This is a genomic window from Allobosea sp. Root381, from assembly GCF_001429395.1.
In the GTDB taxonomy this organism is placed as follows: Bacteria; Pseudomonadota; Alphaproteobacteria; order Rhizobiales; family Beijerinckiaceae; genus Allobosea.
This window is the reverse complement of the sequence record NZ_LMJT01000012.1, coordinates 341,161-365,728: the sequence shown is the minus strand read 5'-3', so window position 1 is coordinate 365,728 and position 24,568 is coordinate 341,161. Positions and strand designations below refer to the sequence as shown.

Annotated in this window: 22 protein-coding genes; 13 read left to right on the top strand and 9 right to left on the bottom strand. The window is 67.6% G+C overall.

Annotated elements, in window-relative coordinates:
- Positions 1 to 30 precede the first annotated feature (30 nt).
- Positions 31 to 522: an RNA pyrophosphohydrolase gene (locus ASE63_RS13170; protein ID WP_056801621.1), complete on the top strand. Its 492-nt coding sequence runs from the start codon at positions 31 to 33 to the stop codon at positions 520 to 522.
- Positions 523 to 775: 253 nt separating this feature from the next.
- Here ASE63_RS13170 and ASE63_RS13165 read toward each other — a convergent pair whose 3' ends face one another.
- The 6 genes from ASE63_RS13165 to ASE63_RS13140 all read right to left on the bottom strand — a co-directional run bounded on the left by ASE63_RS13165 (position 776) and on the right by ASE63_RS13140 (position 8,361).
- Positions 776 to 1,189, bottom strand: a complete 414-nt coding sequence (locus tag ASE63_RS13165) for a F0F1 ATP synthase subunit epsilon (RefSeq protein ID WP_056801619.1) — start codon at positions 1,187 to 1,189, stop codon at positions 776 to 778.
- A gap of 115 nt (positions 1,190 to 1,304) precedes the next feature.
- Entirely contained in the window at positions 1,305 to 2,777 is a 1,473-nt protein-coding gene (gene atpD / locus ASE63_RS13160) for a F0F1 ATP synthase subunit beta (RefSeq protein ID WP_056801618.1), read from the bottom strand.
- Between the two features lie 72 nt (positions 2,778 to 2,849).
- Positions 2,850 to 3,719, bottom strand: a complete 870-nt coding sequence (locus ASE63_RS13155) for a F0F1 ATP synthase subunit gamma (RefSeq protein WP_056801616.1) — start codon at positions 3,717 to 3,719, stop codon at positions 2,850 to 2,852.
- A gap of 129 nt (positions 3,720 to 3,848) precedes the next feature.
- Positions 3,849 to 5,378 (bottom strand): F0F1 ATP synthase subunit alpha, encoded by a 1,530-nt coding sequence (atpA, locus tag ASE63_RS13150; protein ID WP_056801614.1) that lies wholly within the window; start codon positions 5,376 to 5,378, stop codon positions 3,849 to 3,851.
- A complete protein-coding gene (locus ASE63_RS13145; protein WP_056801612.1) occupies positions 5,378 to 5,947 on the bottom strand; it encodes a F0F1 ATP synthase subunit delta in 570 nt (189 codons plus the stop codon). The genes atpA and ASE63_RS13145 overlap by 1 nt, the downstream gene beginning before the upstream one ends.
- Before the next feature lie 230 nt (positions 5,948 to 6,177).
- Positions 6,178 to 8,361, bottom strand: coding sequence for a primosomal protein N' (locus tag ASE63_RS13140; RefSeq protein ID WP_244491392.1), 2,184 nt, complete (start codon positions 8,359 to 8,361; stop codon positions 6,178 to 6,180).
- A 108-nt stretch (positions 8,362 to 8,469) separates the two neighbouring features.
- Between ASE63_RS13140 and ASE63_RS13135 the strand changes: the two genes are divergently transcribed.
- Both ASE63_RS13135 and ASE63_RS13130 read left to right on the top strand, forming a co-directional pair.
- Complete coding sequence (locus ASE63_RS13135; protein ID WP_056801610.1) at positions 8,470 to 8,817, top strand: hypothetical protein; 348 nt, start codon at positions 8,470 to 8,472, stop codon at positions 8,815 to 8,817.
- Positions 8,818 to 8,957: 140 nt separating this feature from the next.
- Positions 8,958 to 9,884 (top strand): tyrosine recombinase XerC, encoded by a 927-nt coding sequence (locus ASE63_RS13130; RefSeq protein WP_056801608.1) that lies wholly within the window; start codon positions 8,958 to 8,960, stop codon positions 9,882 to 9,884.
- Between the two features lie 7 nt (positions 9,885 to 9,891).
- Here the strand turns inward: ASE63_RS13130 and ASE63_RS13125 are convergent, their stop codons facing one another.
- Both ASE63_RS13125 and ASE63_RS13120 read right to left on the bottom strand, forming a co-directional pair.
- Positions 9,892 to 11,274 (bottom strand): amidase, encoded by a 1,383-nt coding sequence (locus ASE63_RS13125; protein ID WP_056801797.1) that lies wholly within the window; start codon positions 11,272 to 11,274, stop codon positions 9,892 to 9,894.
- 156 nt (positions 11,275 to 11,430) lie between these two features.
- A complete protein-coding gene (locus ASE63_RS13120; RefSeq protein WP_082609896.1) occupies positions 11,431 to 12,174 on the bottom strand; it encodes a GntR family transcriptional regulator in 744 nt (247 codons plus the stop codon).
- Positions 12,175 to 12,355: 181 nt separating this feature from the next.
- On the opposite strand from ASE63_RS13120, the gene uxaC reads away from it, so the two are divergent.
- From uxaC to ASE63_RS13075, 9 genes are all read left to right on the top strand, one after another.
- A complete protein-coding gene (gene uxaC, locus ASE63_RS13115) occupies positions 12,356 to 13,759 on the top strand; it encodes a glucuronate isomerase (protein ID WP_056801606.1) in 1,404 nt (467 codons plus the stop codon).
- 2 nt (positions 13,760 to 13,761) lie between these two features.
- The gene (kduI, locus tag ASE63_RS13110) at positions 13,762 to 14,604 is read left to right on the top strand and encodes a 5-dehydro-4-deoxy-D-glucuronate isomerase (RefSeq protein ID WP_244491398.1); all 843 of its coding nucleotides are present in this window, start codon (positions 13,762 to 13,764) and stop codon (positions 14,602 to 14,604) included.
- A complete protein-coding gene (gene kduD / locus ASE63_RS13105) occupies positions 14,604 to 15,368 on the top strand; it encodes a 2-dehydro-3-deoxy-D-gluconate 5-dehydrogenase KduD (RefSeq protein ID WP_056801604.1) in 765 nt (254 codons plus the stop codon). Before kduI ends, kduD begins: the two co-directional genes overlap by 1 nt.
- On the top strand, positions 15,365 to 15,706 hold the full coding sequence (locus ASE63_RS13100) for a cupin domain-containing protein (protein WP_056801602.1): 342 nt from the start codon (positions 15,365 to 15,367) through the stop codon (positions 15,704 to 15,706). The genes kduD and ASE63_RS13100 overlap by 4 nt, the downstream gene beginning before the upstream one ends.
- 142 nt (positions 15,707 to 15,848) lie before the next feature.
- Positions 15,849 to 16,784, top strand: coding sequence for a TRAP transporter substrate-binding protein (locus tag ASE63_RS13095; RefSeq protein ID WP_244491397.1), 936 nt, complete (start codon positions 15,849 to 15,851; stop codon positions 16,782 to 16,784).
- Between the two features lie 162 nt (positions 16,785 to 16,946).
- Positions 16,947 to 17,480 carry a TRAP transporter small permease gene (locus ASE63_RS13090; RefSeq protein WP_056801598.1) on the top strand — a complete coding sequence of 178 codons (534 nt, stop codon included), beginning with the start codon at positions 16,947 to 16,949 and terminating at the stop codon, positions 17,478 to 17,480.
- 3 nt (positions 17,481 to 17,483) lie between these two features.
- Positions 17,484 to 18,764, top strand: coding sequence for a TRAP transporter large permease (locus ASE63_RS13085; RefSeq protein WP_056801595.1), 1,281 nt, complete (start codon positions 17,484 to 17,486; stop codon positions 18,762 to 18,764).
- Positions 18,761 to 20,227 carry a mannitol dehydrogenase family protein gene (locus ASE63_RS13080; RefSeq protein WP_056801593.1) on the top strand — a complete coding sequence of 489 codons (1,467 nt, stop codon included), beginning with the start codon at positions 18,761 to 18,763 and terminating at the stop codon, positions 20,225 to 20,227. The genes ASE63_RS13085 and ASE63_RS13080 overlap by 4 nt, the downstream gene beginning before the upstream one ends.
- A gap of 190 nt (positions 20,228 to 20,417) precedes the next feature.
- Complete coding sequence (locus tag ASE63_RS13075) at positions 20,418 to 21,245, top strand: transporter substrate-binding domain-containing protein (RefSeq protein WP_082609895.1); 828 nt, start codon at positions 20,418 to 20,420, stop codon at positions 21,243 to 21,245.
- Between the two features lie 138 nt (positions 21,246 to 21,383).
- On the opposite strand, the gene ASE63_RS13070 is transcribed toward ASE63_RS13075, so the two are convergent.
- Positions 21,384 to 22,538 (bottom strand): amidohydrolase, encoded by a 1,155-nt coding sequence (locus tag ASE63_RS13070; protein ID WP_156410326.1) that lies wholly within the window; start codon positions 22,536 to 22,538, stop codon positions 21,384 to 21,386.
- 291 nt (positions 22,539 to 22,829) lie between these two features.
- On the opposite strand from ASE63_RS13070, the gene ASE63_RS13065 reads away from it, so the two are divergent.
- Positions 22,830 to 24,542: a lysine--tRNA ligase gene (locus tag ASE63_RS13065; protein WP_056801590.1), complete on the top strand. Its 1,713-nt coding sequence runs from the start codon at positions 22,830 to 22,832 to the stop codon at positions 24,540 to 24,542.
- Positions 24,543 to 24,568: the final 26 nt, after the last annotated feature.

The window sequence follows — 24,568 nt, the reverse complement described above, 5'->3', positions numbered from 1 at the left end:
CAGCATGAGAGGGCGCCCTATGCTCAGCCGATGAGTCTCCCCTACCGCCCCAATGTCGGCATCGCGCTGTTCAATGAGAACGGCCTCGTCTTTGCCGGCAATTCTCACAGCGCCGGCCCCGAGATCGTTCTCCCGGGCCATGACTGGCAGATGCCGCAGGGCGGCATCGACGAGAACGAGGATATCGTCGCCGCCGCGCGCCGTGAACTGGCTGAGGAAACCGGCGTCACCAGCGCCGAGTTGCTCGCGGTCACGCAGGAATGGTGGGAGTACGACTTCCCGCCCTATGACGGCCCACCGCACAAGCTCTGCGCCTTCCGCGGACAGCGCCAGCGCTGGGTGGCCTTCCGCTTCACCGGCGCGGAGAGCGAGATCGACATCAGCCGCCCGAACGGCGACGAGCCGCCGGAATTCGCCTCCTGGAACTGGCTGCGCCTCGCGCAGATGCCCGCGCTGATCGTGCCCTTCAAGCGCGGCGTCTACGAGAAGGTCGCCGCCGCCTTCGCACCGTTCGCGAGGTAGCGGGCGTCAGGAGCTGAGGCCGGTCCCCTCCCGGGTTCATCCCCGACAAGCGGAGAAGCCGCACCGCCGACCCGGACTCATTCCGGAACGGGTCAGGCATGGATCCCGGATCGGCGCTACGCTCCGCCCGGGATGACGTCGGCGTGCTTCCGCGATGAGCGAGCTTCTTGTCACCCAAACCCGCCAAAGAAAAAGGGCCGCTGACTGCGACCCTCATCCCGTCACCGGTGCAGCGGCACGCGACCTGGCGCGATCACGCCGCCTTGCGCTGCTGGAAGACGTGCTTGAATTCCTCGAGCTGGATCAACGCCTCCCGGAGGCGCTTCTGCTCTTCCTCGTCATGCGAGCCGGCAAGCTTGGTCTCGGCGGTCAGGATCTCCTGGTCGAGAACGGCGACATCGACGTCCTCGATGAAGCGACCCTGCTCAGCCAGGATCGTCGTCGCGGCGGCATTAACCTCGACGAGGCCGCCATTGACGAAGAATTCCTTGCCGTTGCTGTCGGTCGTCTGGATGAAGACGATACCCGCCTTCAGCGTCGCGACCAGCGGCGCGTGCCCGGCGAGCACGGTCAGCTCGCCCTCGACGGACGGAACGATCACGCTGATGACGTCTCCCGAGAACAGGATGCGCTCGGGCGAGACGAGTTCGAACTTGAAGGTGGCCATCGTTTTACTCTCCCCGGTTCGTCATGGCCGGGCTTGACCCGGCCATCTCGGAAACCAGTTTCCTCTGGTCATGAGATTCTCGGGACAAGCCCGAGAATGACGCGTTCGGAAGGCCTCAGGCCGCTTCGGCGGCGAGGCGCTGCGCCTTCTCGACCGCTTCGTCGATCGAGCCGACCATGTAGAAGGCCGCTTCCGGCAGGTGGTCGTACTTGCCCTCGACCAGGCCCTTGAAGCCCTTGATCGTGTCCTCGAGCGCGACGAGCTTGCCCGGCGAGCCGGTGAAGACTTCCGCGACGAAGAAGGGCTGGGACAGGAAGCGCTCGATCTTGCGGGCGCGGGCCACCGAGAGCTTATCTTCTTCCGAAAGCTCGTCCATGCCGAGGATCGCGATGATGTCCTGCAGCGCCTTGTAGCGCTGGAGGATCTGCTGAACCTGACGGGCGATGTTGTAGTGCTCCTCGCCGACGATATCGGCCGAAAGCATGCGCGAGGTCGAGTCGAGCGGATCCACCGCCGGGTAGATGCCCTTTTCCGCGATCGAACGTGACAGCACAGTCGTGGCGTCAAGATGGGCGAAGGAGGTCGCGGGCGCCGGGTCGGTCAGGTCGTCGGCGGGGACGTAGATCGCCTGCACCGAGGTGATCGAGCCCTTGGTCGTGGTGGTGATGCGCTCCTGCAGGTTGCCCATGTCGGTCGCCAGCGTCGGCTGGTAGCCCACCGCCGAAGGAATGCGGCCGAGCAGCGCCGACACTTCCGAGCCCGCCTGCGTGAAGCGGAAGATGTTGTCGACGAAGAACAGCACGTCCTGGCCGCGGTCGCGGAAATCCTCGGCAACGGTCAGGCCCGACAGAGCGACGCGCATGCGGGCGCCCGGGGGCTCGTTCATCTGGCCGTAGACCAGGGCGCACTTGGAACCCTCGCCGCCGCCCTTCTTGTTCACGCCCGACTCGATCATCTCGTGATAGAGGTCGTTGCCCTCGCGGGTGCGCTCGCCGACGCCGGCGAACACCGAATAGCCGCCATGGGCCTTCGCGACGTTGTTGATCAGTTCCATGATCAGCACGGTCTTGCCGACGCCGGCGCCGCCGAACAGGCCGATCTTGCCGCCCTTGGCGTAGGGCGCCAGCAGGTCGACGACCTTGATGCCGGTGACGAGGATCTGCGCGTCGGTTGCCTGCTCGGCATAGGACGGGGCCGGCTGGTGGATGCCGCGGGTGTTGCTGGTCAGGATCGGGCCGGCCTCGTCGACCGGCTCGCCGATGACGTTCATGATGCGGCCGAGGCACTCGTCGCCGACCGGCACCGAGATCGGTGCGCCGGTGTCGGTGACGGACTGGCCACGCACCAGGCCTTCGGTCGAGTCCATCGCGATGGTGCGGACCGTGTTCTCGCCGAGATGCTGGGCGACCTCGAGGACAAGGCGGTTGCCGAGGTTGTCGGTCTCCAGCGCGTTCAGGATCTCCGGCAGCGCACCGTCGAACTGCACGTCGACGACGGCGCCGATGACCTGCGCGACGCGGCCGGTGCCGGTGTTGGCGGGCTTCTCGGCGGTCTTGGTCTTGGTGGTCTTGGTTGCGGCTTTGGCCATGGTGGAACCTCGATGCGCGTTCAGCTTGTCGAAAGACCAGCGAGCGTGACGCCGCCGGCCGCTTTTAGGCGGTTAGAGCGCTTCCGCGCCGGAGATGATCTCGATCAGTTCCTTGGTGATCATCGCCTGGCGCGAGCGGTTGTAGAGCTGCGTCTGCTTCTTGATCATCTCGCCGGCGTTGCGCGTGGCGGAATCCATCGCCGACATGCGCGCGCCCTGCTCGGAGGCGGCGTTTTCCAGGAGCCCCCGCAGCACCTGAACCGTGAGGTTGCGCGGCAGCAGCGTCTCCAGGATCTCGTTCTCGTCGGGCTCGTAGTCGTAGACCGCGTCGGTCGTCTTCGTGCCTTCCGGGATCTCGGCCGGAATGATGCGCTGGGCGGTCGGGATCTGCGAGATCACCGACTTGAACTTGGAGAAGAACAGCGTCGCGACGTCGAACTCGCCGGCGGCGAAGCGCGTCAGGATGTTCTGGGCGACCACCTCGGCATTGACGTAGCCGATCTGCTTGAATTCGCGCAGGTCGATCAGCTCGAGGATGTCCTTCTCGAACTGCCGGCGCAGGATGTCGTAGCCCTTCTTGCCGACGCAGATGAACTTGACCGTCTTGCCCTCGGCTCTGAGCGCCAGCGCCTTTTCACGGGCGAGCCGCGCGATCGAGGAGTTGAAGGCGCCGCAGAGCCCGCGCTCGGCAGTGCAGACCACGAGCAGATGGACCTTGTCCGAGCCGGTGCCGCCGATCAGGCGCGGCGCGCTCGAACCGGTGACGCCGGAGGCGAGGCTGGCCAGCACCGTCTCCATGCGCTCGGCATAGGGACGCGCGGCTTCGGCCGCCGCCTGCGCCCGGCGCAGCTTCGCGGCCGCGACCATCTGCATGGCCTTGGTGATCTTCTGCGTCGCCTTCACGGAGGCGATGCGGTTCCTGAGGTCCTTCAATGAAGGCATAGGTTTTTTCTCACCCCGTCATGCTCGGCTTGTCCCGAGCATCCACGTCTTCACCCACTTCGATCCCACCGAGCCTTGCCCAAAGGCAAGGCCTGGATGGTCGGCACCGGGCCGACCATGACGGGAGCCTTACGAGAACGACTTGGCGTAGGCGGTGACGATATCCTTCAGCTTTGCGGCGTTCGCGTCCGAAAGATCCTTGGTCTTGCCGATCTCGGCCAGGAGGTCGGCGTGCTTGCCGCGAACCAGGGCGAGCAGCCCGTCCTCGAAGGCGCGGACCCTGTTGACCGGCAGCGGGTCGAGATAGCCGTTCACGCCGGCATAGATCACGACCGTCTGCTCTTCCATCTTCAGCGGCGAGAACTGCGCCTGCTTGAGAAGCTCGGTCAGGCGCGCGCCACGGTTGAGCAGGCGCTGCGTCACCGCGTCGAGGTCGGAGCCGAACTGGGCGAAGGCGGCCATCTCGCGATACTGGGCGAGTTCGCCCTTGATCTTGCCGGCGACCTTCTTGGTCGCCTTGGTCTGCGCCGCCGAGCCGACGCGCGAGACCGAGAGACCGACGTTCACCGCCGGGCGGATACCTTGGTAGAACAGGTCGGTCTCGAGGAAGATCTGGCCGTCGGTGATCGAGATCACGTTGGTCGGGATGTAGGCCGAGACGTCGTTCGCCTGCGTCTCGATGACCGGCAGCGCGGTCAGCGAGCCGTTGCCGGCCTCGTCGCCCATCTTGGCGGCGCGCTCGAGCAGGCGGGAGTGCAGATAGAAAACGTCGCCGGGATAGGCCTCGCGGCCGGGCGGGCGGCGCAGGAGCAGCGACATCTGGCGATAGGCGACGGCCTGCTTGGACAGGTCGTCATAGATGATGACGGCATGCATGCCGTTGTCGCGGAAATACTCGCCCATGGCGCAACCGGCGAAGGGGGCCAGGAACTGCATCGGAGCGGCGTCGGAGGCGGTGGCCGCGACGACGATCGAGTACTCGAGCGCGCCGCGCTCTTCCAGCACCTTCACGAACTGGGCGACGGTGGAGCGCTTCTGGCCGATGGCGACATAGACGCAGTAGAGCTTCTGGCTCTCGTCCGTGCCCTCGTTCAGCGCCTTCTGGTTGAGGATCGTGTCGAGCGCGACGGCGGTCTTGCCGGTCTGGCGGTCGCCGATGATCAGCTCACGCTGGCCGCGACCGATCGGGATCAGGGCGTCGATCGCCTTGAGGCCGGTCGCCATCGGCTCGTGCACCGACTTGCGCGGAATGATGCCGGGAGCCTTGACGTCGACGCGCGAGCGCTGGGCCGTCTTGATCGGGCCCTTGCCGTCGATCGGGTTGCCGAGCGCGTCGACGACGCGGCCGAGAAGCTCCTTGCCGACCGGCACGTCGACGATGGCGCCGGTGCGCTTGACGGTCTGGCCTTCCTTGATCTCGCGGTCGGAGCCGAAGATCACGACGCCGACATTGTCGCTCTCGAGGTTGAGCGCCATGCCGCGCACGCCGGACTCGAACTCGACCATCTCACCGGCCTGGACCTTGTCGAGGCCGTAGACTCGGGCGATACCGTCGCCGACGGAGAGAACCTGACCGACCTCGGTGACGGAGGCTTCAGACCCGAAATTCGAGATCTGGGCCTTCAGGATCGCGGAGATTTCAGCGGGGCGGATTTCCATCAGCCGACCTCTTTCATGGCAAGACGAATTGAATTGAGCTTGGTTTTCAGCGAGGCATCGACCATGCGGGAGCCCATCTTGACGATGAGCCCGCCGATCAGCGCCGGATCGACCTTGATCGAGACATCGACGGCCTTGCCCGCGACGGCGGCGAGCGCGGCACGGATTTCCTCGACGCGAACAGGCGCGGGCGCCTCGGCGAGCGTGACCTCGGCACTGACGATGCCGCGGGCCTCGGCGACGAGTGCCTTGTAGGCGGCGATCATGCCGGGCAGCGCGAACAGGCGGCGCTTGCTGGCGACGAGGCCGATGAAGTTGGCGGCGATGCCGGAGAGGCCGGCCTTCGCGAGCACGGCCTTGATCGCGGCCGTCTGCTCCTCGGCCGAGAAGGCCGGGCTGCCGACGAGGCGGCGAAGGTCCTCGCTCTCGGCGAGCATCGCGGAAAAGGTATCGAGATCGGCCGCGACGGAGTCGATGGCGTCGGACTCGCCGGCCAGTTCGAAGAGTGCCGTGGCGTAGCGACCGGCCACGCCCGAAACCAGTGATCCTTGCGATCCGCCCTCAGCCACGCTTCACGTCTCTCGTTTCATAGGCCTGCTCCCGGCGACCCTCTTGCGAGGGCGGAGTGCGAGGTCCTGGCGCTGCGATGTATCACGGGCAGGAAGCCGGCAAGACGGCTTCGCGACCTAAATGTGGCGGTGCACTAGCATGCGCTTCCGGGGGGCGCAATCCGTTGATGCCGATCCAGCGCGCAGTTTTGCCCATCCTTTCAATGCTTCGAAGAAAGGGGGAGCTTCGTTCAAAGAAAGCTCTGCGGGTCGACATCGACCGCGACACGCACCGAGCCCTTGGGCTTGCCGGTGCGTTTCAGCCAGATCCGAAGATAGTCCTGGAGATTGACCTCGCGGGCGGTTTTCACGATCAGACGCATGCGATGGCGCCCGCGCAGCACGGCAAGCGGCGCTTCCGCAGGGCCCAGCACGCTCACCCCGTCCGGCGCCTCGGCGCAGCGCGCCAGCGCCCTGGCATGGCTCTCGGCCTCCGCCTGGCTGTTGGCGGAGACGATCAGCCCCGCGAGCCGGCCGAAGGGCGGCAGGCCCGCGGCCTCGCGCGCGGCGGCCTCTGCGGCATAAAACCGCTCCGGGTCTCCCGAGATCAGCGCCTTGAGCACCGGATGCGCCGGATCATGCGTCTGCAGCAGGGCTCGGCCCGGCTTCTCGCCGCGCCCGGCCCGCCCCGTCACCTGCCGCAGCACCTGGAAGGTCCGCTCGGCCGCGCGCGGATCGCCGGAGGTCAGGCCGAGATCGGCATCGATCACCCCGACCAGAGTCATGCCGGGGAAATTGTGCCCCTTGGCGACGAGCTGCGTGCCGATGACGATGTCGAACTCGCCCGCCGCCACCGCCATCAGTTCGGTCTTCAGCCGCTCGGTGCCGCCGGGAAAGTCGCTCGACAGCACGATGCCGCGCGCCTCCGGAAACAGGGTCGCGACCTCTTCGGCCAGACGCTCGACGCCGGGGCCGCAAGCGGTCAGGCTCTCCTGCGCATGGCATTGCGGGCATTCATGCGGCCGCCGCTCGACATGGCCGCAATGATGGCAGACGAGCGCGCGGCGGAAGCGATGGTCGACCAGCCAGGCCGAGCAGTTCGGGCACTGGAAGCGATGCCCGCAGTCGCGGCAGAGCGTCAGCGGCGCATAGCCGCGCCGGTTCAGGAACAGCAGCGACTGCTCCTTCGCCTCCAGATTGGCGGCGATCGCCTTGGCCAGCGTCTCGGAGACCCAGCGCCCGCGCGGCGGCTTGTCCTGGCGCAGATCGACGAGGCCGAGCGTCGGCAGGCTGCGGCCGCCGAAGCGCTCGGCCAGCTTGAGATGGACATAGCGCCCACGCTCGGCATTGACGCGCGTCTCCAGCGAGGGCGTCGCCGAAGTGAGGATGACCGGAGCGTTCTCGATCCGCCCGCGCACAACAGCCATGTCGCGCGCATGATAGGCGACGCCGTCCTCCTGCTTGTAGGCCGCCTCATGCTCCTCATCGACGACGATCAGGCCGAGATCGCGATAGGGCAGGAAGAGTGCCGAACGCGCCCCGGCCACGACCCTGGCCTCGCCGCTGGCGATCGCCGCCTGCAGGCGCTCCCGCCTGCGCCCGCCCACCCCCGAATGCCAGAGCCCCGGCCTGACCCCGAAGCGGGCCTCGAAACGGTCGATGAACTGTGCGGTGAGCGCGATTTCCGGCATCAGGATCAGGCTCTGCCGACCGAGCCGGATCGCCTCGGCGACAGCCTCGAAATAGACCTCCGTCTTGCCCGAACCGGTGACGCCCTCGAGCAATGTCACCCCATAGGACGCGGCCCTGACCGTGGCGACCAGCGCCTCGGCGGCCGCCGCCTGCCCTTCCGAGAGAGCCGGCCGGGCATGGTCGGGATCGGGTATGGCGGCGATCGCCTCACGCGGCATCGGCTCGACCGCGAAGGTGCCGGCATCGACGAGCGAATCGATCACGGCCGAACTGACCGAGGCAGCCTCGGCGAGCGCGCTCTTCGCCGTCAGCAGCCCGCCCTCGGCGGCGGCGATGGCGCGCGCCCGGGCCGGCGTCATCCGGGCGGGCGGCGCGCCGACGAGCCGGACGCCCAGCTTCGGCCGCTCGGGCTTGTCGTCCGGCGGACGGCGCAAAGCCAGCGCCAGCACCGAGCCCTTCGGCGCCAGCGTGTACCAGGAAACCCAGTCGACCAGCTTCATCAACGCCGAATCGAGCGGCGGCATGTCGAGCTTGCCCGTGACCTGCTTGAGATTGCCGCCACGGCCGGAGCCCGTCTCCCAGACGACGCCGACGGTCTCGCGCGGCCCGAGCGGCACCTGCACCACGTCGCCCGGGACGAGGGCGAGCCCGGGCGGCACGGCGTAGCTATAGGCCTGGTCCAGCGCGAGCGGGATCAGCACCTCGACCGTGCCGCCTCCCGCCATCTGCTCCGCATCGCTCATGAGCCGTTGGGTAGCGGGTCGCGCCCGAGGCGACAACTGCCGCCTTGGCATTGCCGCGATCGCCTGATCACTACCGCCGCGACACCCTCGCCACCGACGAGCGAAACCATGAAGCTGCCCCTCCGCCTGCTCGCACCAGCTATCGCCCTCGGCATCGTCACAGGCGAAACCGGGGCCGTTCACGCACAGCCGGTCGCGCCCGAGAAATGGCCCGCGGTCAAATGCGAGCGCTACACCAAGGCCTATGCCACAGCGCTGGCCAAGCTCGGGCGCAAGGGGCTCGGCCAGCCCTTCCTCGACGCCCACGAGGCCTTCCTAACCTCTGGCTGCAGCATCAAGGGCGAGGTCTGCCCGCGCAGCACCGAAGAGCTCAACCTCGCCAATGTCATGGTGATCATGGGCATGAACGAGGGCATGGCCAGCACCTTCATGCCCTTCGCCTGCCGGAAGACGTAAGGAACCATCGATTCGGAAGGCGTTAAGGTCGCGTCGTCATGCTCGCCCTCGTGGCGAGCACCCACGTCTTGAACACAGGTCTCGACCAGCGAAGACGTGGATGGTCGGGACAGGCCCAACCATGACGGAAGCGGCGAAGAATGACCGATCTCGACACCGTGACCCGCGACTGGCTCGGCCATCTCGCCCATGAGCGGCGGCTCTCGCCCAAGACGCTCGAAGCCTATGGTCGTGATCTCCGCCAGTTCACGACCTTCCTGACCGAACATTTCGGCGGCGCACCTTCCCTCGCCGACATCGCCGCGCTGAAGCCGGCTGACCTGCGCGCCTTCCTCGGCCGGCGCCGGCGCGACGGCGTCGGCAACCGGACGCTGATGCGCCAGCTCGCCGCGCTGCGCTCGCTCGCGCGCTTCGGCGAGCGCAGCGGTAAGCTGACCGCAGCCGCCTTCGCCGCGACGCGCGGCCCGCGCATCGGCAAATCCCTGCCGCGCCCGCTCGAAGCCCGCGCCGCCAAGGCCGTGACCCAGGCCGACACCCGCGCCGGCGAAGAGCGTGAGCAGTGGATCCTCGCCCGCGACGCCGCCGTGCTCTCACTCCTTTATGGCTGCGGCCTGCGCATCTCGGAAGCGCTCTCGCTCACCCGCGCCCAGGCCCCGACGAGCGCCGGCGACACGCTGACCGTCATCGGCAAGGGCAGCAAGACGCGGATGGTGCCTGTCCTGCCCGTCGTCGTCACCGCGATCGCGGAATACCTCTCGCTCTGCCCCTGGCGGCTGCCACCGGACGGCCCGCTTTTCCTCGGCGCCAAGGGCGGCCCGCTCTCGCCGCGCATCATCCAGCTCGCGGTCGAGTCCTTGCGCGGCGCGCTCGGCCTGCCCTCATCGACGACGCCGCATTCGCTGCGGCATTCTTTCGCCACGCATCTACTCGGCCGCGGCGGCGATCTGCGGGCAATCCAGGAACTGCTCGGCCACGCCTCGCTCTCGACCACGCAGATATACACCCGCATCGATTCGGCGAGGCTGATGGCGGCCTATGACGCCGCCCATCCGCGGGCACGCGGCTGATGACGCGCTACAGAACCGGCCAGGCCGGCGCGGCGCCGCGCAACATTTCCCAGGCCCGCGCCATCCGCAGCACGCCGAGATCGTCGAAGCGACGGCCGGTGATCTGCAGGCCGATCGGCAGCCCCGCGGCCGTCAGGCCGGCATGCACCGAAATCGAGGGCTGCTCGGACATGTTGGCAGGCAGCGTGAAGACGATGTGCTCGAACGGTCTGTCCGGATCATGGATCGGCGAAGCCAGTTCCGCCGCGTAGCTCGGCACCGGCGCAACCGGCGAGAGCACGAAGTCGAAGGGCGCGCTCTGCTTCAGCGCGGCGTCCTTGATCGCCAGCATCTGGCTCATGCCGCGATAGACGCGGTCGCCCGACAGGGCTTCGCCGCGCTTCGCCCAGGCAAAGATATAGGGCAGCACCGCGGACTGCTTCTCAGGCGTCAACGAGCCGATATCGGCCCAGGCCCGCTGGCTCCAGAAATCGTCGAGCCCGTCGAGCATTTCCCGCGTCAGGAAGGCCGGCGCCTCCTCCACCACCGCGCCCGCCGCCGCGAAGGCCCGGGCCGCCGTCTCCACCGCGGCTCGCGTCTGCGGCTCGACGGGAATGCCGATGCCCGGATCGAACTGCAGGCCGATCCTGAGCCCCGTCAGGTCGATGTCGAGCGACGTCCAGTCGATCTCCTGCGGCGGCAGGCTCATGCCGTCGCGGGCATCGGGTTTGGAAATCTCGCGCATCGTCAGGGCCGCGTCCGCGACCGTGCGGGTCATCGGCCCGGCGACGCGGCCGTAATAGCTCGGATCGATCGGCACGCGGCCGAAGCTGGGCTTCAGGCCGACGAGCCCGCACCATCCGGCCGGCAGGCGGATCGAGCCGCCGATATCCGTGCCGATATGCAGCGGACCGTAACCGGCGGCGCCCGCCGCGCCGGCCCCCGCCGACGAGCCGCCGGGATTCTTCGACAGGTCCCAGGGGTTGCGCGCCAGTTCGTGGAAGCTCGAAAGCCCCGACGAGGCCATGCCGTAATCGGGCATCGTCGTCTTCGCGAGGAGGACGAAGCCGGCCTCCTTCAGCCGCGCCGAGACCGGCGCATCGTCGGGCATCGGCACCAGGTCGCGCGCCGCGGTGCCGACCGGCATCGGCGTGCCCTTGGTCGCGATGTTCTCCTTGATCGTGCCGGGCACGCCGTCGAGCGCCAGCGCCTCGCCTTTCAGCCAGCGCGTCTCCGAGGCCTTTGCGGCTTCGAGCGCCGCTTCCGGCCGATAGGCGTAGAGCGCCTTGATCTTCGGCTCCCGGGCCTCGATCCGGGCGATCACCGCCTGCGTGACCTCGACCGGCGAAAGCGCTTTCGAACGATAGGCCTCCAACAACTCGACGGCGCTGAGATCGGCGGGATCGGGCATCGGCATGGTCCTCGTCGGCGTGGGCACGGCATCTGAGCAACGCCGCGCGCCATCGGCAAGCGGCCACATGGCGGGGCACCCCGGCTTCCGCCGCATCGGCACGACAGCAGGCAATCGCCGCGCCAGGCTGTCGCCGCGGCACAGCCAGCGTCGCTCTCAGATGAAATAGTCCGGGTGCCTGTCCTGCAGCACCACGAGGTCCGGCAGCAGGGTGCCGAGATGCTGGCGCATCGCGACCTCGGCGGCAGGCCCATCATGCCGGCGGATCGCATCGACGATCGAGGAATGCTCGCGGATCACCATGGCCATGCGGCCGGGCACCGGCAGCGTCATGCGCCGGCATCGGTCGATCTGGCTCTTGGCCGCCTGGGCGATCTTCCAGATGCCGGGATAGCCGGCGAGACCGGCCAGCGCCTCGTGGAAGGCCTCGTCCGCGAGGTGGAAGTCTTCCTGGTCGCCCCGTTCCAGCGCGGCGCGCTGGCGGGCGATGGTGTCGTCCAGGATCGCGACGGCCTCCGGCGTTCCGATCCGTGCCACCAGCTCGACCGTGGCGCATTCCAGCGCCTGCCGGATGAAAACGGCCTCGGGGATTGCCTCCGCCGGAATCCGCGCGACGAAGGTTCCGGCCTGCGGGAAGATCTCGACGAAGCCCTCTTCCTTGAGCCGGATCAGCGCCTCGCGCACCGGCGTGCGGCTGGTGCCGAACCGGGCGGTCAGCTCCTTCTCCACCAGCGCCGCGCCGGGCACGATCTCCATCGCCAGAATCGCCCGCCGCAACTCGTCCTGCACCATCGAGGCGGCCGTCGAACGGCCGGCCGGAATGCCGCCCAGCGGCTGGCGGCGGCGCTCCCGGCGCGGGCTCTCCGCATTCGCGTCCTGCGGAATGGTGGTGTCCGACATCGCCTCGCCTTGTTTTCGCCCGCGTCTCCCCGCGGCATGTGCGGTCGCGTCCGGATCATGACGCTTGCTTCCAAAGGCGGATAGCACGCGCGTTTTTGACATACTAGTATATTAGTATATTGACCCTGCACCCCGGCCGCTCCTATTGTCCGCCGGATACTGACCAAAGGGTACCCATTCGATGCTGCTTCACGATGATCGCCTGTTTCCCGCCGATCCGGTGACGCGCGGCATAGCCCGCCGTCTCTATGCGACGGTCCGGGACCTGCCGATCGTCTCGCCGCATGGCCACACCGATCCGCGCTGGTTCGCCGAGAATCTGCCCTTCCCCGATCCCGCGACGCTGCTGGTCAAGCCGGATCACTACATTTTCCGGATGCTCTATTCGCAGGGCGTGCGGCTTGAGCAGCTCGGCATCGCCCGCAAGGATGGCGGCGAGGTCGAGACCGATCCGCGCAAGATCTGGGACCTCTTCGCCAAGCACTGGTACCTGTTCCGCGGCACGCCGACCCGGCTCTGGTTCGAGCACGCGCTGTCCTCGGTCTTCGGCATCAACGAGCGCCTCTCGCCCGAGAGCGCCGACCGCATCTACGACAAGATTGCTGCCAAACTCGCTGAGCCCGAGTTGCGCCCGCGCGCCCTGTTCGAGCGCTTCAGGATCGAGGCGATCTCGACGACGGAGGGCGCGCTCGACGATCTGAAGTGGCACGACATGATCAGGGACTCGGGCTGGGGCGGCAAGGTCGTCACCGCCTATCGCCCCGACAGCGTCGTCGACCCCGAGTTCGAGGGTTTTGCGGATAATCTCGATCAGTTCGGCACCCTGACCGGCGAGGACGTCACGAGCTGGACGGGCTATCTCGCCGCGCATCGCCAGCGCCGCGCCTATTTCATCGAGCGCGGTGCAACTTCTTCGGACCATGGCCACGCCACCGCCCGCACGGCCAATCTCTCCACGGCCGAAAGCGAGAAGCTCTTCGCCAAGATCCTGAAGGGCAAGTTCTCGGCGAACGATGCCGACCTGTTCCGCGGCCAGATGCTGACCGAGATGGCGAAGATGAGCCTCGAAGACGGGCTCGTCGTGCAGATCCATCCCGGCTCCTCGCGCAATCACAACCCCTGGCTGTTCGAGACCTTCGGGCGCGACATGGGCGCCGACATCCCGAGCCAGACGGACTACGTGACCGCGCTGAAGCCGCTGCTCGACGCCGTCGGCAACGAGCCGAACCTGACCGTCATCGCCTTCACCCTCGATGAGACCAGCTATTCGCGCGAGCTCGCGCCGCTCGCCGGCCACTATCCTGCGCTCAAGCTCGGACCGGGCTGGTGGTTCCTCGACGCGCCCGAGGCGATGCTGCGCTTCCGCGAGCTGACCACCGAGACGGCCGGCTTCTACAACACTGTCGGCTTCAACGACGACACCCGAGCCTATCTCTCGATTCCCGCGCGCCACGACGTCGCCCGCCGCTGCGACTGCGCCTATCTCGCCAAGCTCGTCGCCGAGCACCGGCTCGACGAGGACGAGGCCGCCGAGGTCGCCCATGACCTCGCCTACCGACTGGCCAAGGAGGCCTACAAGCTGTGACTTTGCCCGGGACCATCGACGAGCGCCAGGCCGCCCATCCGCGCGACGTGAAGGGCTATGACACGCAAGGGCTGCGCAACGATTTCCTGATCGAGCGCGTCTTCGTGCCGGGCGAGATCACCCTGACCTACAGCCATTACGACCGCATGATCGTCGGCGGCGCGACCCCGACTGGCGCCCCCCTGACGCTCGCCCCCTATCCGCCGACCGGAACGCCCTTCTTCCTGGCGCGCCGCGAGCTCGGCGTCATCAATATCGGCGGCGCGGGCAGGGTCACCGTCGACGGCAAGGTCTTCGAGCTGCCGAGTTTGGACGCGCTCTATGTCGGCCTCGGCGCCAAGGACGTGTCCTTTACCAGCGCGGATGCGGCCAACCCGGCCAAGTTCTACCTGACGAGCGCGCCGGCCCATCGCGAGGCGCCGCACCAGTTGATCCGCAAGGAGGACGCCAACACGCTGCATCTCGGCGCGGCCGAGACCTCCAACAAGCGCACCATCCGGCAATATGTCATGCCGAACAGCACCGGCACCAACCAGCTCGTCATGGGCATGACGGCACTCGAGCCCGGCTCGGTCTGGAACTCGATGCCCTGCCACACCCATACGCGGCGGATGGAGGCCTATCTCTACTTCAACCTCGACCCCGCCCATCGCGTCTTCCACTTCATGGGCGAGCCGACGCAGACCCGCCACATCCTCGTCGCCAACGAGCAGGCGGTGATCTCGCCGAACTGGTCGATCCATTGCGGCTGCGGCACCTCCAACTACGCCTTCGTCTGGGCCATGGCCGGCGACAATGTCGAGTTCACCGACATGGACGCAGCCCCCGTGGAGACGTTGCGCTGATGGGCGGGACTTCCCCCTTCGACCTCGCCGGCCGCACGGCGCTGGTGACCGGCGCCAATACCGGCATCGGCCAGGGCATCGCGCTGGCGCTGGCTAAAGCCGGCGCCACGGTGGTGGCGGCCGGCCGCTCCGACATGGGCGAGACGCTTTCGCTCGTCGCCGCGGCCGGAGGCACCGCCTACGCCCTCAAGGCCGATCTCCAGCAGGAGGGCATCGCATCGCGTGTGATCACTGACGCCTCGGAGCTGGCCGGGCCTCTCGACATCCTCGTCAACAACGCAGGCATCATCCGCCGCGCCAATGCGCTCGACTTCAGCGAGAGCGACTGGGACGAGGTGATGAACGTCAACCTCAAGGCGACGTTCTTCCTGTGCCAGGCCTTCGCGAAAGCCGCCCTCGCCGAGGCGCGCGGCGCCCGTATCGTCAACATCGCCTCGCTGCTCTCCTTCCAGGGCGGCATCCGCGTCGCCTCCTACACCGCCAGCAAGAGTGGGCTGGCAGGGCTGACCAAGCTCCTCGCCTGCGAATGGGCGGCCAAGGGCATCAACGTCAACGCCATCGCGCCCGGCTATATCGAGAGCAACAATACGGAAGCCCTCCGCGCCGATGCCGAGCGGAACGCCGCCATCCTCGGCCGCATCCCGGCCGGGCGCTGGGGCAGGCCGTCCGACGTCGGCGGCGCGGCTGTCTTCCTCGCCAGCGACGCAGCCGCCTACATGCACGGCGCCGTCATCCCCGTGGACGGAGGCTGGCTCGCGCGATGACCGGACGTCTCGACTCCTTCTTCCAGCATGAGGCCGCGATCGCCTGGGAACCGACCGAGCCCGGCATCAGGCGCAAGATCATGGCCTATGGTCGCGACCTCATGGTCGTGCGCGTCGCCTTCGAAACCGGCGCGGTCGGCAAGCCGCACCAGCACCCGCACCGCCAGGCCTGCTATGTCGAGAGCGGCATCTTCGACGTCACCATCGACGGCCGGACAGAGCGCCTGAAGGCCGGAGACACCTTCTTCGTGCCCGCCAACCTCATTCACGGCGTCACCGCGGTCGAGGCCGGGCAACTCGTCGATTCCTTCACGCCGATGCGGGAGGAGTTTCTCTGAGAAACCGCCCTGACCGGAGATCCGGCGGGGCGCCCATCACGGGCAAGAACGACCGGGAATCCGGCGTATCGCAACGGGAGGAGATTTGGACATGATCACGCGACGCCTTCTCGGCGCCTTCGCCGGCGCCACCCTGTTGGCTATGGCGGCGGCAGGCCACGCCCACGCGCAGAACGTCACCCTGCGCTCGACCGACATCCATCCGGACGGCTACCCGACCATCGAGGCCGTCAAATACATGGGGCAGCTGCTCGAGCAGCGCAGCAACGGCCGTATCAAGATCAACGTCTTCCATTCGGCCCAGCTCGGCCAGGAGAAGGACACGATCGACCAGACTCGCTTCGGCGTCATCGACATGAACCGCATCAACATGGCGCCGTTCAACAACCTGATCCCGGCGACGAACGTGCCCTCGCTGCCCTTCATCTTCCGCTCGGTCGACCACATGCGGAAGGTGATGGACGGCCCAATCGGCGACAACCTGCTGAAGGAATTCGAGAAGCACGACCTGATCGGCCTCGCCTTCTATGATTCCGGCTCGCGCTCCTTCTACAACTCCAAGCGCGCGATCAACGCGCCGGCCGACATGAAGGGCATGAAGATCCGCGTCCAGCAGTCGGACATGTTCGTCGCACTGGTCTCGGCGCTCGGCGCCAATGCCACGCCGATGCCCTTCGGCGAGGTCTATTCGGCACTCCAGACCGGCGTGATCGACGGCGCGGAGAACAACTGGCCGTCCTATGAATCCACGCGGCATTTCGAGGTCTCGAAGTTCTATTCGCAGACCGAGCACTCGCTCTCGCCCGAGGTTCTGGTCATGTCGAAGCGCTCCTTCGACAAGTTCAACGCCGCCGACAAGGAGCTGGTCCGCGCCGCGGCGAAGGAGTCGGTCGCCAAGATGCGCGAGCTCTGGGATGCGCGCGAGAAGGACTCGGAGGCCAAGGTCAAGGCCGGCGGCGCGCAGATCAACAAGGTCGAGAAGCAGCCCTTCATCGACGCGATGAAGCCGGTCTACGACAGGTTCGTCACCGACGCGAAGCTCAAGGAAATGGTCGCCGCCATCCAGGCGGTGAAGTGAGGCTCCCTGCCGGGAGGCGAATGCCTCCCGGCGTCATCCCGGACAAGCGGCGAAGCCGCGCCGACCCGGGATCCATGCCTGAACGGTTCCGGCATGGATCCCGGGTCTGCGCTTCGCTTCGCCCGGGATGACCTGCGACTTTTCCAACCCGAGGCATCGCCCATGCACGCTTTCACCGCGTCCCTCACGCGCCTCGGCGCCAAGCTCAGTCTTTTCGCCCTTTTCACCGCCGGCATCGGCCTCGTGCTGATGACGGTCATGGTCGCCTGGGGCGTGTTCGGCCGCTACGTCCTCAACGATACGCCGATCTGGGTCGAGGCCGGGTCGCTGTTCCTGATGTCCTGGTTCATCCTGCTGGGCGCTGCCGTCGGCGTGCGCGAGAGCGACCATCTCGGCTTCGAGGTGGGGCTGGTGATGTCGCCGCCGCGCCTGCGCGCATTGCTAACGCTGCTCGGCGAGGGGCTGGTCTGCGCCTTCGGCATTGCGATGCTGGCCTATGGCGCGCAGCTCGCCGCCGGCACTTGGAGCGACCGCATTCCGATCATCGGCATCTCGCGCGGCTGGGACTATGTGCCGATCGCCGCCGGCGGCGGGCTGATCGCCCTCTTCGCGCTCGAGAAGATGCTGCTCTTCGTCACCGGCGAGAAGCAGGCCCCGCTCGGCTTCGGCCATTTCGGCTCCGAACAGGAAATCTGAGCCATGGAACTCTGGATCCTCTTCGGCGTCTTCGCGCTGCTCCTGCTGATCGGCGTGCCGGTCGCCTTCTGCCTCGGCATCGCCTCGGTCGCGACGGTCGCCTATATGGGCCTCCCGCCGGTCGTCGTCTTCCAGCAGATGAACTCCGGCATGAACCATTTCGCCATGATGGCGATCCCGTTCTTCATCTATGCTGGCGACCTGATGATCCGCGGCGGCATCGCCGAGCGGCTGATCCAGATGGCGGCGAGCCTCGTCGGCCATCTGCGCGGCGGTCTCGGCCAGGTCAATGTCGTGACCTGCACGCTCTTCGGCGGCATCTCGGGCTCTGCCGTGGCTGACGCCTCCGCCGTCGGCGGCCTGATGATCCCGCAGATGAAGAAGCGCGGCTACGATGCCGACTATGCCGTCAACGTCACGGCGAACGCCGCGATCATCGCGCTGCTGATCCCTCCTTCGCACAACATGATCATCTATTCGCTGTCGGCGGGCGGAAACATCTCGATCGCGGATCTCTTCACCGCCGGCATCCTGCCCGGCCTGATGCTCTGCGGCGCGCTGATGTTCGCCGCCTGGGCGGTGGCCGTGAAGCGCGGTTATCCGCGCGAGGCCTTTCCCGGCCTTGCCGCAGTCGGCCGCTACGTCGTGCTGGCGGTTCCCGGCATCCTGCTGATCGGCATCATCTTCGGCGGGGTCCGCTCAGGCGTCTTCACCGCGACCGAATCCTCCTGCGTCGCCGTCGTCTACGCCATCCTCGTCACGATCTTCGTCTACCGGCAGCTCACCTGGACCGGCTTCGTCGAGGCCACACTCGGCGCGGTCCGCACCACGGCGATGGTGCTGCTGGTGATCGGCGCGGCGGGCTCCTTCGGCTGGCTCATGGCCTTCCTGCAGGTGCCCCAGGCCACGATCGCGATGATGAAGGCCGTCTCGGACAATCCGATCGTCATTCTGCTGATGATCAACGTCATCCTGCTGGTCCTCGGCACCTTCATGGACATGGCGCCGATGATTATCATCTGCACGCCGATCTTCCTGCCGGTGGTCAAGGCCTTCGGCGTCGACCCGATCCATTTCGGCGTCATCCTGATCCTCAACGCCGGCATCGGGCTCAACACGCCGCCGGTCGGGTCGGTCCAGTTCGTCGCCTGCGCCATCGGGCGCATCTCGATCGGCGAGTCGATGCGCACCATCTGGCCGTTCTACGGAGCAAGCGTGGCGGTCCTGCTGCTGGTGACGTATATCCCCGGCATCTCCCTCTGGCTTCCGAGGCTGTTCCATTGACGCGCCTGTCGAACGCTACCCTTGCCGCCCTGCCCGGCACGGTCCGCCGCCCCGCCTATGACCGCTCGCGGCTCGTCCCCGGCATCGTCCATCTCGGGCTCGGCGCCTTCGCCCGCGGCCATCTCTGCGAGTACACCGAGGATGCGCTGGAGCTGGAGTTCGGCGCCTGGGGCATCACCGGCGCCAGCCTGCAGCGCCCCGACCAGCGCGACCGGCTAAAGCCGCAGGACGGCCTCTACACGCTCCTGAAACGCGCCCCGGCCGGGCCGGAGCTACGCATCATCGGCTGCGTCGGGGAGGTCCTCGTCGCGCCCGAGGACCCGGCCGCGCTGATCGCCCGCCTCGCCGCGCCCGAGACCCGCATCGTCTCGCTGACCGTGACGGAGAAGGGCTATTGCCACGACCCCGCCACCGGCCGGCTGCGGGCGGACCATCCCGACATCGTCCATGACCTCGCGCATCCGCTGGCACCGCGCTCGTCGATCGGCATCCTCGTCGCCGGGCTGAAGGCCCGCCGCGCCGCGGGCCTTGGGCCCTTCACCGCTCTGAGCTGCGACAACCTTCCGCATAATGGCGGCGTGCTGCGCGGGCTGGTGCGCGATTTCGCAGCCCTTTCCGACGATACGCTCGCGCGCTGGATCGAGGCCGAGGGCGCCTTCCCCGCGACCATGGTCGACCGCATCGTTCCGGCCACCACCGACGCCGACATCGCCGAGGTCGAAGGCCTGATCGGTCTCGCGGACGCGGCGGCCGTGATCGGCGAGCCCTTCCGGCAATGGGCGATCCAGGACGTCTTTGCCGCGGGCCGCCCGGCCTGGGAGCGTGTCGGCGCGCAGATGGTGACGGAGGTCGCGCCCTTCGAGTTCATGAAGCTGCGCATGCTGAACGGCGCGCATTCCTCGCTTGCCTATCTCGGCTATCTCGCCGGCCACGAGACGGTCGCCGAGGCGAGCGGCGATCCGGTGCTCGCGCGCTTCCTGCAGGGTCTCTGGGCCGAAATCATCCCGACCGTCCCCGCTCCGCAGGGCGTCGTACTGGATGACTATGCGGCCGCGCTGCTCGCCCGCTTCCGCAACCCGGCGATCCGCCACCGCACCTGGCAGATCGCCATGGACGGCTCGCAGAAGCTGCCGCAGCGCCTCCTCGGCACCATCCGCGACCGCTTGAAGGCAGGCGCTCCGATCGACCATCTCGCGCTCGGCGTCGCCGCCTGGATGCGCTATGTCTCCGGCACGGACGAAAAGGGCGCGGCGATCGATGTCCGCGACCCACTCGCAGCGGAGTTCGCGACGCGGGCCAAGTCCGCCGGCCGCAACGCCCAGGCGCTGAGCCAGGGGCTGCTCGGCATCGAGGCGATCTTCGGCACCGACCTGCCGCGCGCGGAGCGTTTCACCGCTCCGCTCGAGCGGCATCTGGCGGCGCTGTTCGACAAGGGCGCGAAAGCGACGGCGGCTTCCGTCTGAAGCAAGCGCGGGGAACCCCTCTCCTGTAAGGAGAGGGGCAGGGGTGAAGTGTCGGCCAGAGTTCGACAAGCCTTGCCCTGACCGCGGCGCCGACACCGCCCGGCTGGTTTACCGTCCGGCCCTCACCGGGAGAGGGGTTCCCGCGCGAACTCCCCTTGATCGTAGCGGTCCTCTCGCGCCAGATGCGCGCATGATCCGCGCCGTCATCCTCGCGCTCGCCCTGCTGAGCCTGGCCTCCACGGCCCAGGCCCAATCCCCCGTGACCGTTCCCAATTTCTGGGATCCGCGGATCAGGCTCGACCGGCCGGAGCCCGGCCCGCCGCGGGTGATCCGCTTCCTCACCGATGACGAGTATCCGCCGCTGCATTTCGCCGGTGCGGATGGCAGCCTCACCGGCTTCTCGGTCGAGCTCGCCCGCGCCGCCTGCGAGAAGCTGGGCTGGACCTGCACGGTTCAGGCCCGCCGCTTCGACACGCTGCTGGATTCGCTCGCCGAGGGCCGTGGCGACGTGATCGCGGCGGGGATCAACCTGACGCCGCAGATCCGCCAGCGCTTCGCCGCGAGCCATCTCTATTTCCGCAGCAGCGCCCGCCTCGCCACCACCCGCGGCAACGCCGAGGCCGAGCTCGACACGCGCAGCCTGCAGGGCAAGCGGGTCGCCGTCGTCGGCGGCACGGCGCATAACGCGTTTCTTGAACGGCTCCTGCCCTTCGTCCAGCGCCGCGAGACCGGTACGCTCGCGGGCGCTATCACGGCGCTGCGCAGCGGCGAGGCCGAGTTCGTCTTCGCCGACGGCAACGCTTTGTCCCTGCTGCTGGCGGGCTCGGCCGGCAGCGAACTCGCCTTCACCGGCGGCCCCTTCCTCGAAAGCCGCTATTTCGGCGAGGGTGTCGGCTTCCTGCTGCGCAAGGACGAGGCGCCCCTCAGGCGCGCCCTCGACTATGCATTGCAGTCGCTCTGGGACGATGGCACCTATGCCAGGCTCTATCTGCGCTTCTTCCCGGTGAGCCCGTTCTGAGATCGGCGATCATCCCGCCGCTTCCGTCATGGTAGGGCTTGTCCCGACCATCCACGTTTTCGCCAGTCGAGACCTGTGGTTCAAGACGTGGATGCTCGCCACAAGGGCGAGCATGACGGCGAGCCCCCCTCCAGCCCTTTACGCTGGCGCGTTGGCCCTCAGCGCCTGTTTCGCCACCGCCGCGAGCCAGCCTGACGCCGCCGGCAGGATCGCGTCGTTGAAGTCGTAGCGGTCGTTGTGGAGTTCCCCGCCGTTCACCACCGGCCCGTTGCCGATCCAGATGTAGCAGCCCGGCAGGTGCTCGAGGAAATACGCGAAATCCTCGCCCGTCGTGCTCGCCTTCAGATCGCGCCGGACGCTCAGGCCCGCCGCCTCGCCCGCGGCGGCAGCCATCTCCTCCTCCGCGGGGGTGTTGACGGTCGCGGCGCCATGCATCGTCTCGACCTCGGCCGTCATCTCGAAGGTCGCGGCGATGTTCTGCGCGATGGCGTCGAGTCGGGCCAGCAGCCGGTCCCGCACCGCCGGAACGAAGGTGCGGAAGGTGCCCTCGATGAAGACATTGGTCGGGATCTGGTTCGAGGCGAGCCCGCCATGCACCTGCCCGATCGAGACCACCGCCGACTCCATCGGATCGACATTGCGCGAGACGATCGTCTGCAAGGCGAGGATGAGATGCCCCATCGCGACGATCGGATCGCGGGTCGTCTCCGGCAGGGCCGCATGGCCGGCCGTGCCGGTGAGCGTGATCTTGAAGCGGCCGGGCTCGGACATCACCGGCCCGCGATGCACCGCGACAGCGCCCGCTTCCAGCCCCGGCCAGTTGTGCAGGGCGAAGATGCGCTCCATCGGGAAGCGCTCCAGCACCCCGTCGGCCAGCATCGCCTGCGCGCCGCCGGCGCCTTCCTCGGCCGGCTGGAAGACGAACTGGACCGTCCCGCTCCAGCCCTCGTCGCGGGCAAGCAGCGCCGCCGCCCCCAGCAGGGCGGTCGTGTGGCCGTCATGGCCGCAGGCATGCATCACATTGGGAGTGCCCGACTTGTAGGGCAGGTCGTTGACTTCGGCGATCGGCAGCGCGTCCATGTCGGCGCGCAAGCCCACGGAACGTTCCGAGCCGCCGCGCTTCAGCGTCGCCACGACGCCATGGCCGCCTACATCGGCGGTGAAAGGAACACCGAGCTCGGTCAGCTTTTCCTGCACGAATGCGCTCGTCGCCTTTTCGTGCCGGCCGAGCTCGGGATAGGCGTGGAGATGGCGGCGCCAGGCGGTCAGGGTTTCGTGCAGGTCGCGATCCAAGGCAGATATTCCTGTTAAAGGCATGGTCCAAGGCAACCTATACCCGGCAGAGGCTCCGGCAAACGAAGATCGCACGCCGTCATTCCGGATGAGCAGCATTGCCTTCCGTCATTCTCGGGCGAAGCGAAGCGCAGACCCGAGAATCTCTGGACGGAGATGCTCGGGCCGAGCCCGAGCATGACGGACGGGACATGAGCTGCATTGACGCAGCCCTTCGCAATCTGCGAAACGCCCCGATCAACTTTCTGTTGAAGATCCAATCGCCCAATGCCGGAGAGGACACCACCCCAAATGCCCGTTTTCGACCCCGCCCTTGTGGACGCCGCCCAGCGTTCGGCCGCCTGGCCGTTCGAGGAAGCTCGCAAGCTCGTCGCGCGGATCGAAAAATCGGGCAAGAAAGAGGTCGTCTTCGAGACCGGCTACGGCCCGTCGGGCCTGCCGCATATCGGCACCTTCGGCGAGGTCGCGCGCACCTCGATGGTCCGCCACGCCTTTCAGGTGCTGACAGATGGCACCGTCCCCACCCGGCTGATCGCCTTCTCGGACGATCTCGACGGCCTGCGCAAGGTGCCCGACAACGTCCCGAACAAGGAGCTGCTGGCGGCCGCACTCGGCAAGCCGCTGACCGAGGTGCCCGACCCCTTCGGCACGCATGACTCGTTCGGCCGGCACAACAATGCACGGCTGCGCGCTTTCCTCGACCAATTCGGCTTCGACTACGAGTTCAAGTCCTCGACCGACAGCTACCGTGCGGGCGAGTTCGACGCGACCTTGCTCAAGATGCTGGCGCGCTACGACGCCATCATGAAGATCATGTTGCCGACGCTGCGCGAGGAGCGCGCCGCGACCTATTCGCCCTTCCTGCCGATCCACCCGAAGACGCGCGTCGTCATGCAGGTGCCGATCGAGGCGCGCGACGTCGAGGCCGGCACCATCGCCTGGGCCGACCCGGCGACGGGCGAGCGCTTCGTCACGCCCGTGACCGGCGGCAACGTCAAGCTGCAGTGGAAGCCCGACTGGGCGATGCGCTGGGTCGCGCTCGGCATCGACTACGAGATGGCCGGCAAGGACCTGATCGACTCGGTCAAGGTCTCCTCGCAGATCGCGCGCGCGCTCGATGCCGCGCCGCCGGAGGGCTTCAACTACGAGCTCTTTCTCGACGAGCAAGGCCAGAAGATCTCGAAGTCCAAGGGCAACGGCCTGACCATCGAGGAATGGCTCGAATACGGCCCGCAGGAGAGCCTGGCGCTCTACATGTTCCAGCGCCCGCGCGAGGCCAAGAAGCTGCATTTCGACGTCATCCCGCGCGCGGTCGACGAGTATCTGCAGTTCCTCGGCGGCTATGAGCGGCAGGACTGGAAGAACCGCCTCGGCAACCCGGTCTGGCACCTGCATCATGGCGAGCCGCCGGCTCCGGAGATCATCGCCACCGGCGAGGGCGAGAACGCGGCCCGCGCGCAGATCACCTTCGGCCTGCTGATGAACCTCGTTGCGGTCGCAAATTCCGAGGACAAGGCCGTGCTCTGGGGCTTCCTCCAGCGCTATGCGCCGGGCATCTCGCCGCAAACCCATCCGCGGCTCGATGCGCTCGTCGGCTACGCAATCGCCTATTTCCGCGACTTCGTGAAGCCGGCGAAGAACTACCGCCTCGCCGACGAGACGGAAGCGCAGGCCTTCACCGCGCTTGACGCAGCGCTGGCCGCCCTTCCGGCCGACGCCAGCGCCGAGACGGTGCAGGACACCGCGCTGGACGTCGCCCGCGCGATCCCGCGCTACCAGAACCTCACCGCCAAGAACGCGACGCCCGAGCGGCCCGGCGTCTCCGGCGAGTGGTGGAAGGCGATCTACCAGGTGATGTTCGGCGAGGACCAGGGTCCGCGCTTCGGTTCCTTCGCGGCGATCTACGGCATCGCCAACACCCGCGCGCTGATCGCCAAGGCTTTGGCCGGCGGTTTGGTCGAGGAGCACGCCGCGTTTCTCGACACGCGTAACAAGGCGGGGTGACATCGTCCCTCGTCATTTCGGAGACG

What these genes read in the sequence shown, in the direction of transcription:
- ASE63_RS13170 (WP_056801621.1), top strand. Translation starts at nt 31, where the DNA reads ATGAGTCTCCCCTACCGCCCCAATGTCGGCATCGCGCTGTTCAATGAG.
- ASE63_RS13165 (WP_056801619.1), bottom strand. Translation starts at nt 1,189, where the DNA reads ATGGCCACCTTCAAGTTCGAACTCGTCTCGCCCGAGCGCATCCTGTTC.
- atpD (WP_056801618.1), bottom strand. Translation starts at nt 2,777, where the DNA reads ATGGCCAAAGCCGCAACCAAGACCACCAAGACCAAGACCGCCGAGAAG.
- ASE63_RS13155 (WP_056801616.1), bottom strand. Translation starts at nt 3,719, where the DNA reads ATGCCTTCATTGAAGGACCTCAGGAACCGCATCGCCTCCGTGAAGGCG.
- atpA (WP_056801614.1), bottom strand. Translation starts at nt 5,378, where the DNA reads ATGGAAATCCGCCCCGCTGAAATCTCCGCGATCCTGAAGGCCCAGATC.
- ASE63_RS13140 (WP_244491392.1), bottom strand. Translation starts at nt 8,361, where the DNA reads ATGAGCGATGCGGAGCAGATGGCGGGAGGCGGCACGGTCGAGGTGCTG.
- ASE63_RS13135 (WP_056801610.1), top strand. Translation starts at nt 8,470, where the DNA reads ATGAAGCTGCCCCTCCGCCTGCTCGCACCAGCTATCGCCCTCGGCATC.
- ASE63_RS13130 (WP_056801608.1), top strand. Translation starts at nt 8,958, where the DNA reads ATGACCGATCTCGACACCGTGACCCGCGACTGGCTCGGCCATCTCGCC.
- ASE63_RS13125 (WP_056801797.1), bottom strand. Translation starts at nt 11,274, where the DNA reads ATGCCCGATCCCGCCGATCTCAGCGCCGTCGAGTTGTTGGAGGCCTAT.
- ASE63_RS13120 (WP_082609896.1), bottom strand. Translation starts at nt 12,174, where the DNA reads ATGTCGGACACCACCATTCCGCAGGACGCGAATGCGGAGAGCCCGCGC.
- uxaC (WP_056801606.1), top strand. Translation starts at nt 12,356, where the DNA reads ATGCTGCTTCACGATGATCGCCTGTTTCCCGCCGATCCGGTGACGCGC.
- kduD (WP_056801604.1), top strand. Translation starts at nt 14,604, where the DNA reads ATGGGCGGGACTTCCCCCTTCGACCTCGCCGGCCGCACGGCGCTGGTG.
- ASE63_RS13100 (WP_056801602.1), top strand. Translation starts at nt 15,365, where the DNA reads ATGACCGGACGTCTCGACTCCTTCTTCCAGCATGAGGCCGCGATCGCC.
- ASE63_RS13095 (WP_244491397.1), top strand. Translation starts at nt 15,849, where the DNA reads ATGGCGGCGGCAGGCCACGCCCACGCGCAGAACGTCACCCTGCGCTCG.
- ASE63_RS13090 (WP_056801598.1), top strand. Translation starts at nt 16,947, where the DNA reads ATGCACGCTTTCACCGCGTCCCTCACGCGCCTCGGCGCCAAGCTCAGT.
- ASE63_RS13085 (WP_056801595.1), top strand. Translation starts at nt 17,484, where the DNA reads ATGGAACTCTGGATCCTCTTCGGCGTCTTCGCGCTGCTCCTGCTGATC.
- ASE63_RS13075 (WP_082609895.1), top strand. Translation starts at nt 20,418, where the DNA reads ATGATCCGCGCCGTCATCCTCGCGCTCGCCCTGCTGAGCCTGGCCTCC.
- ASE63_RS13065 (WP_056801590.1), top strand. Translation starts at nt 22,830, where the DNA reads ATGCCCGTTTTCGACCCCGCCCTTGTGGACGCCGCCCAGCGTTCGGCC.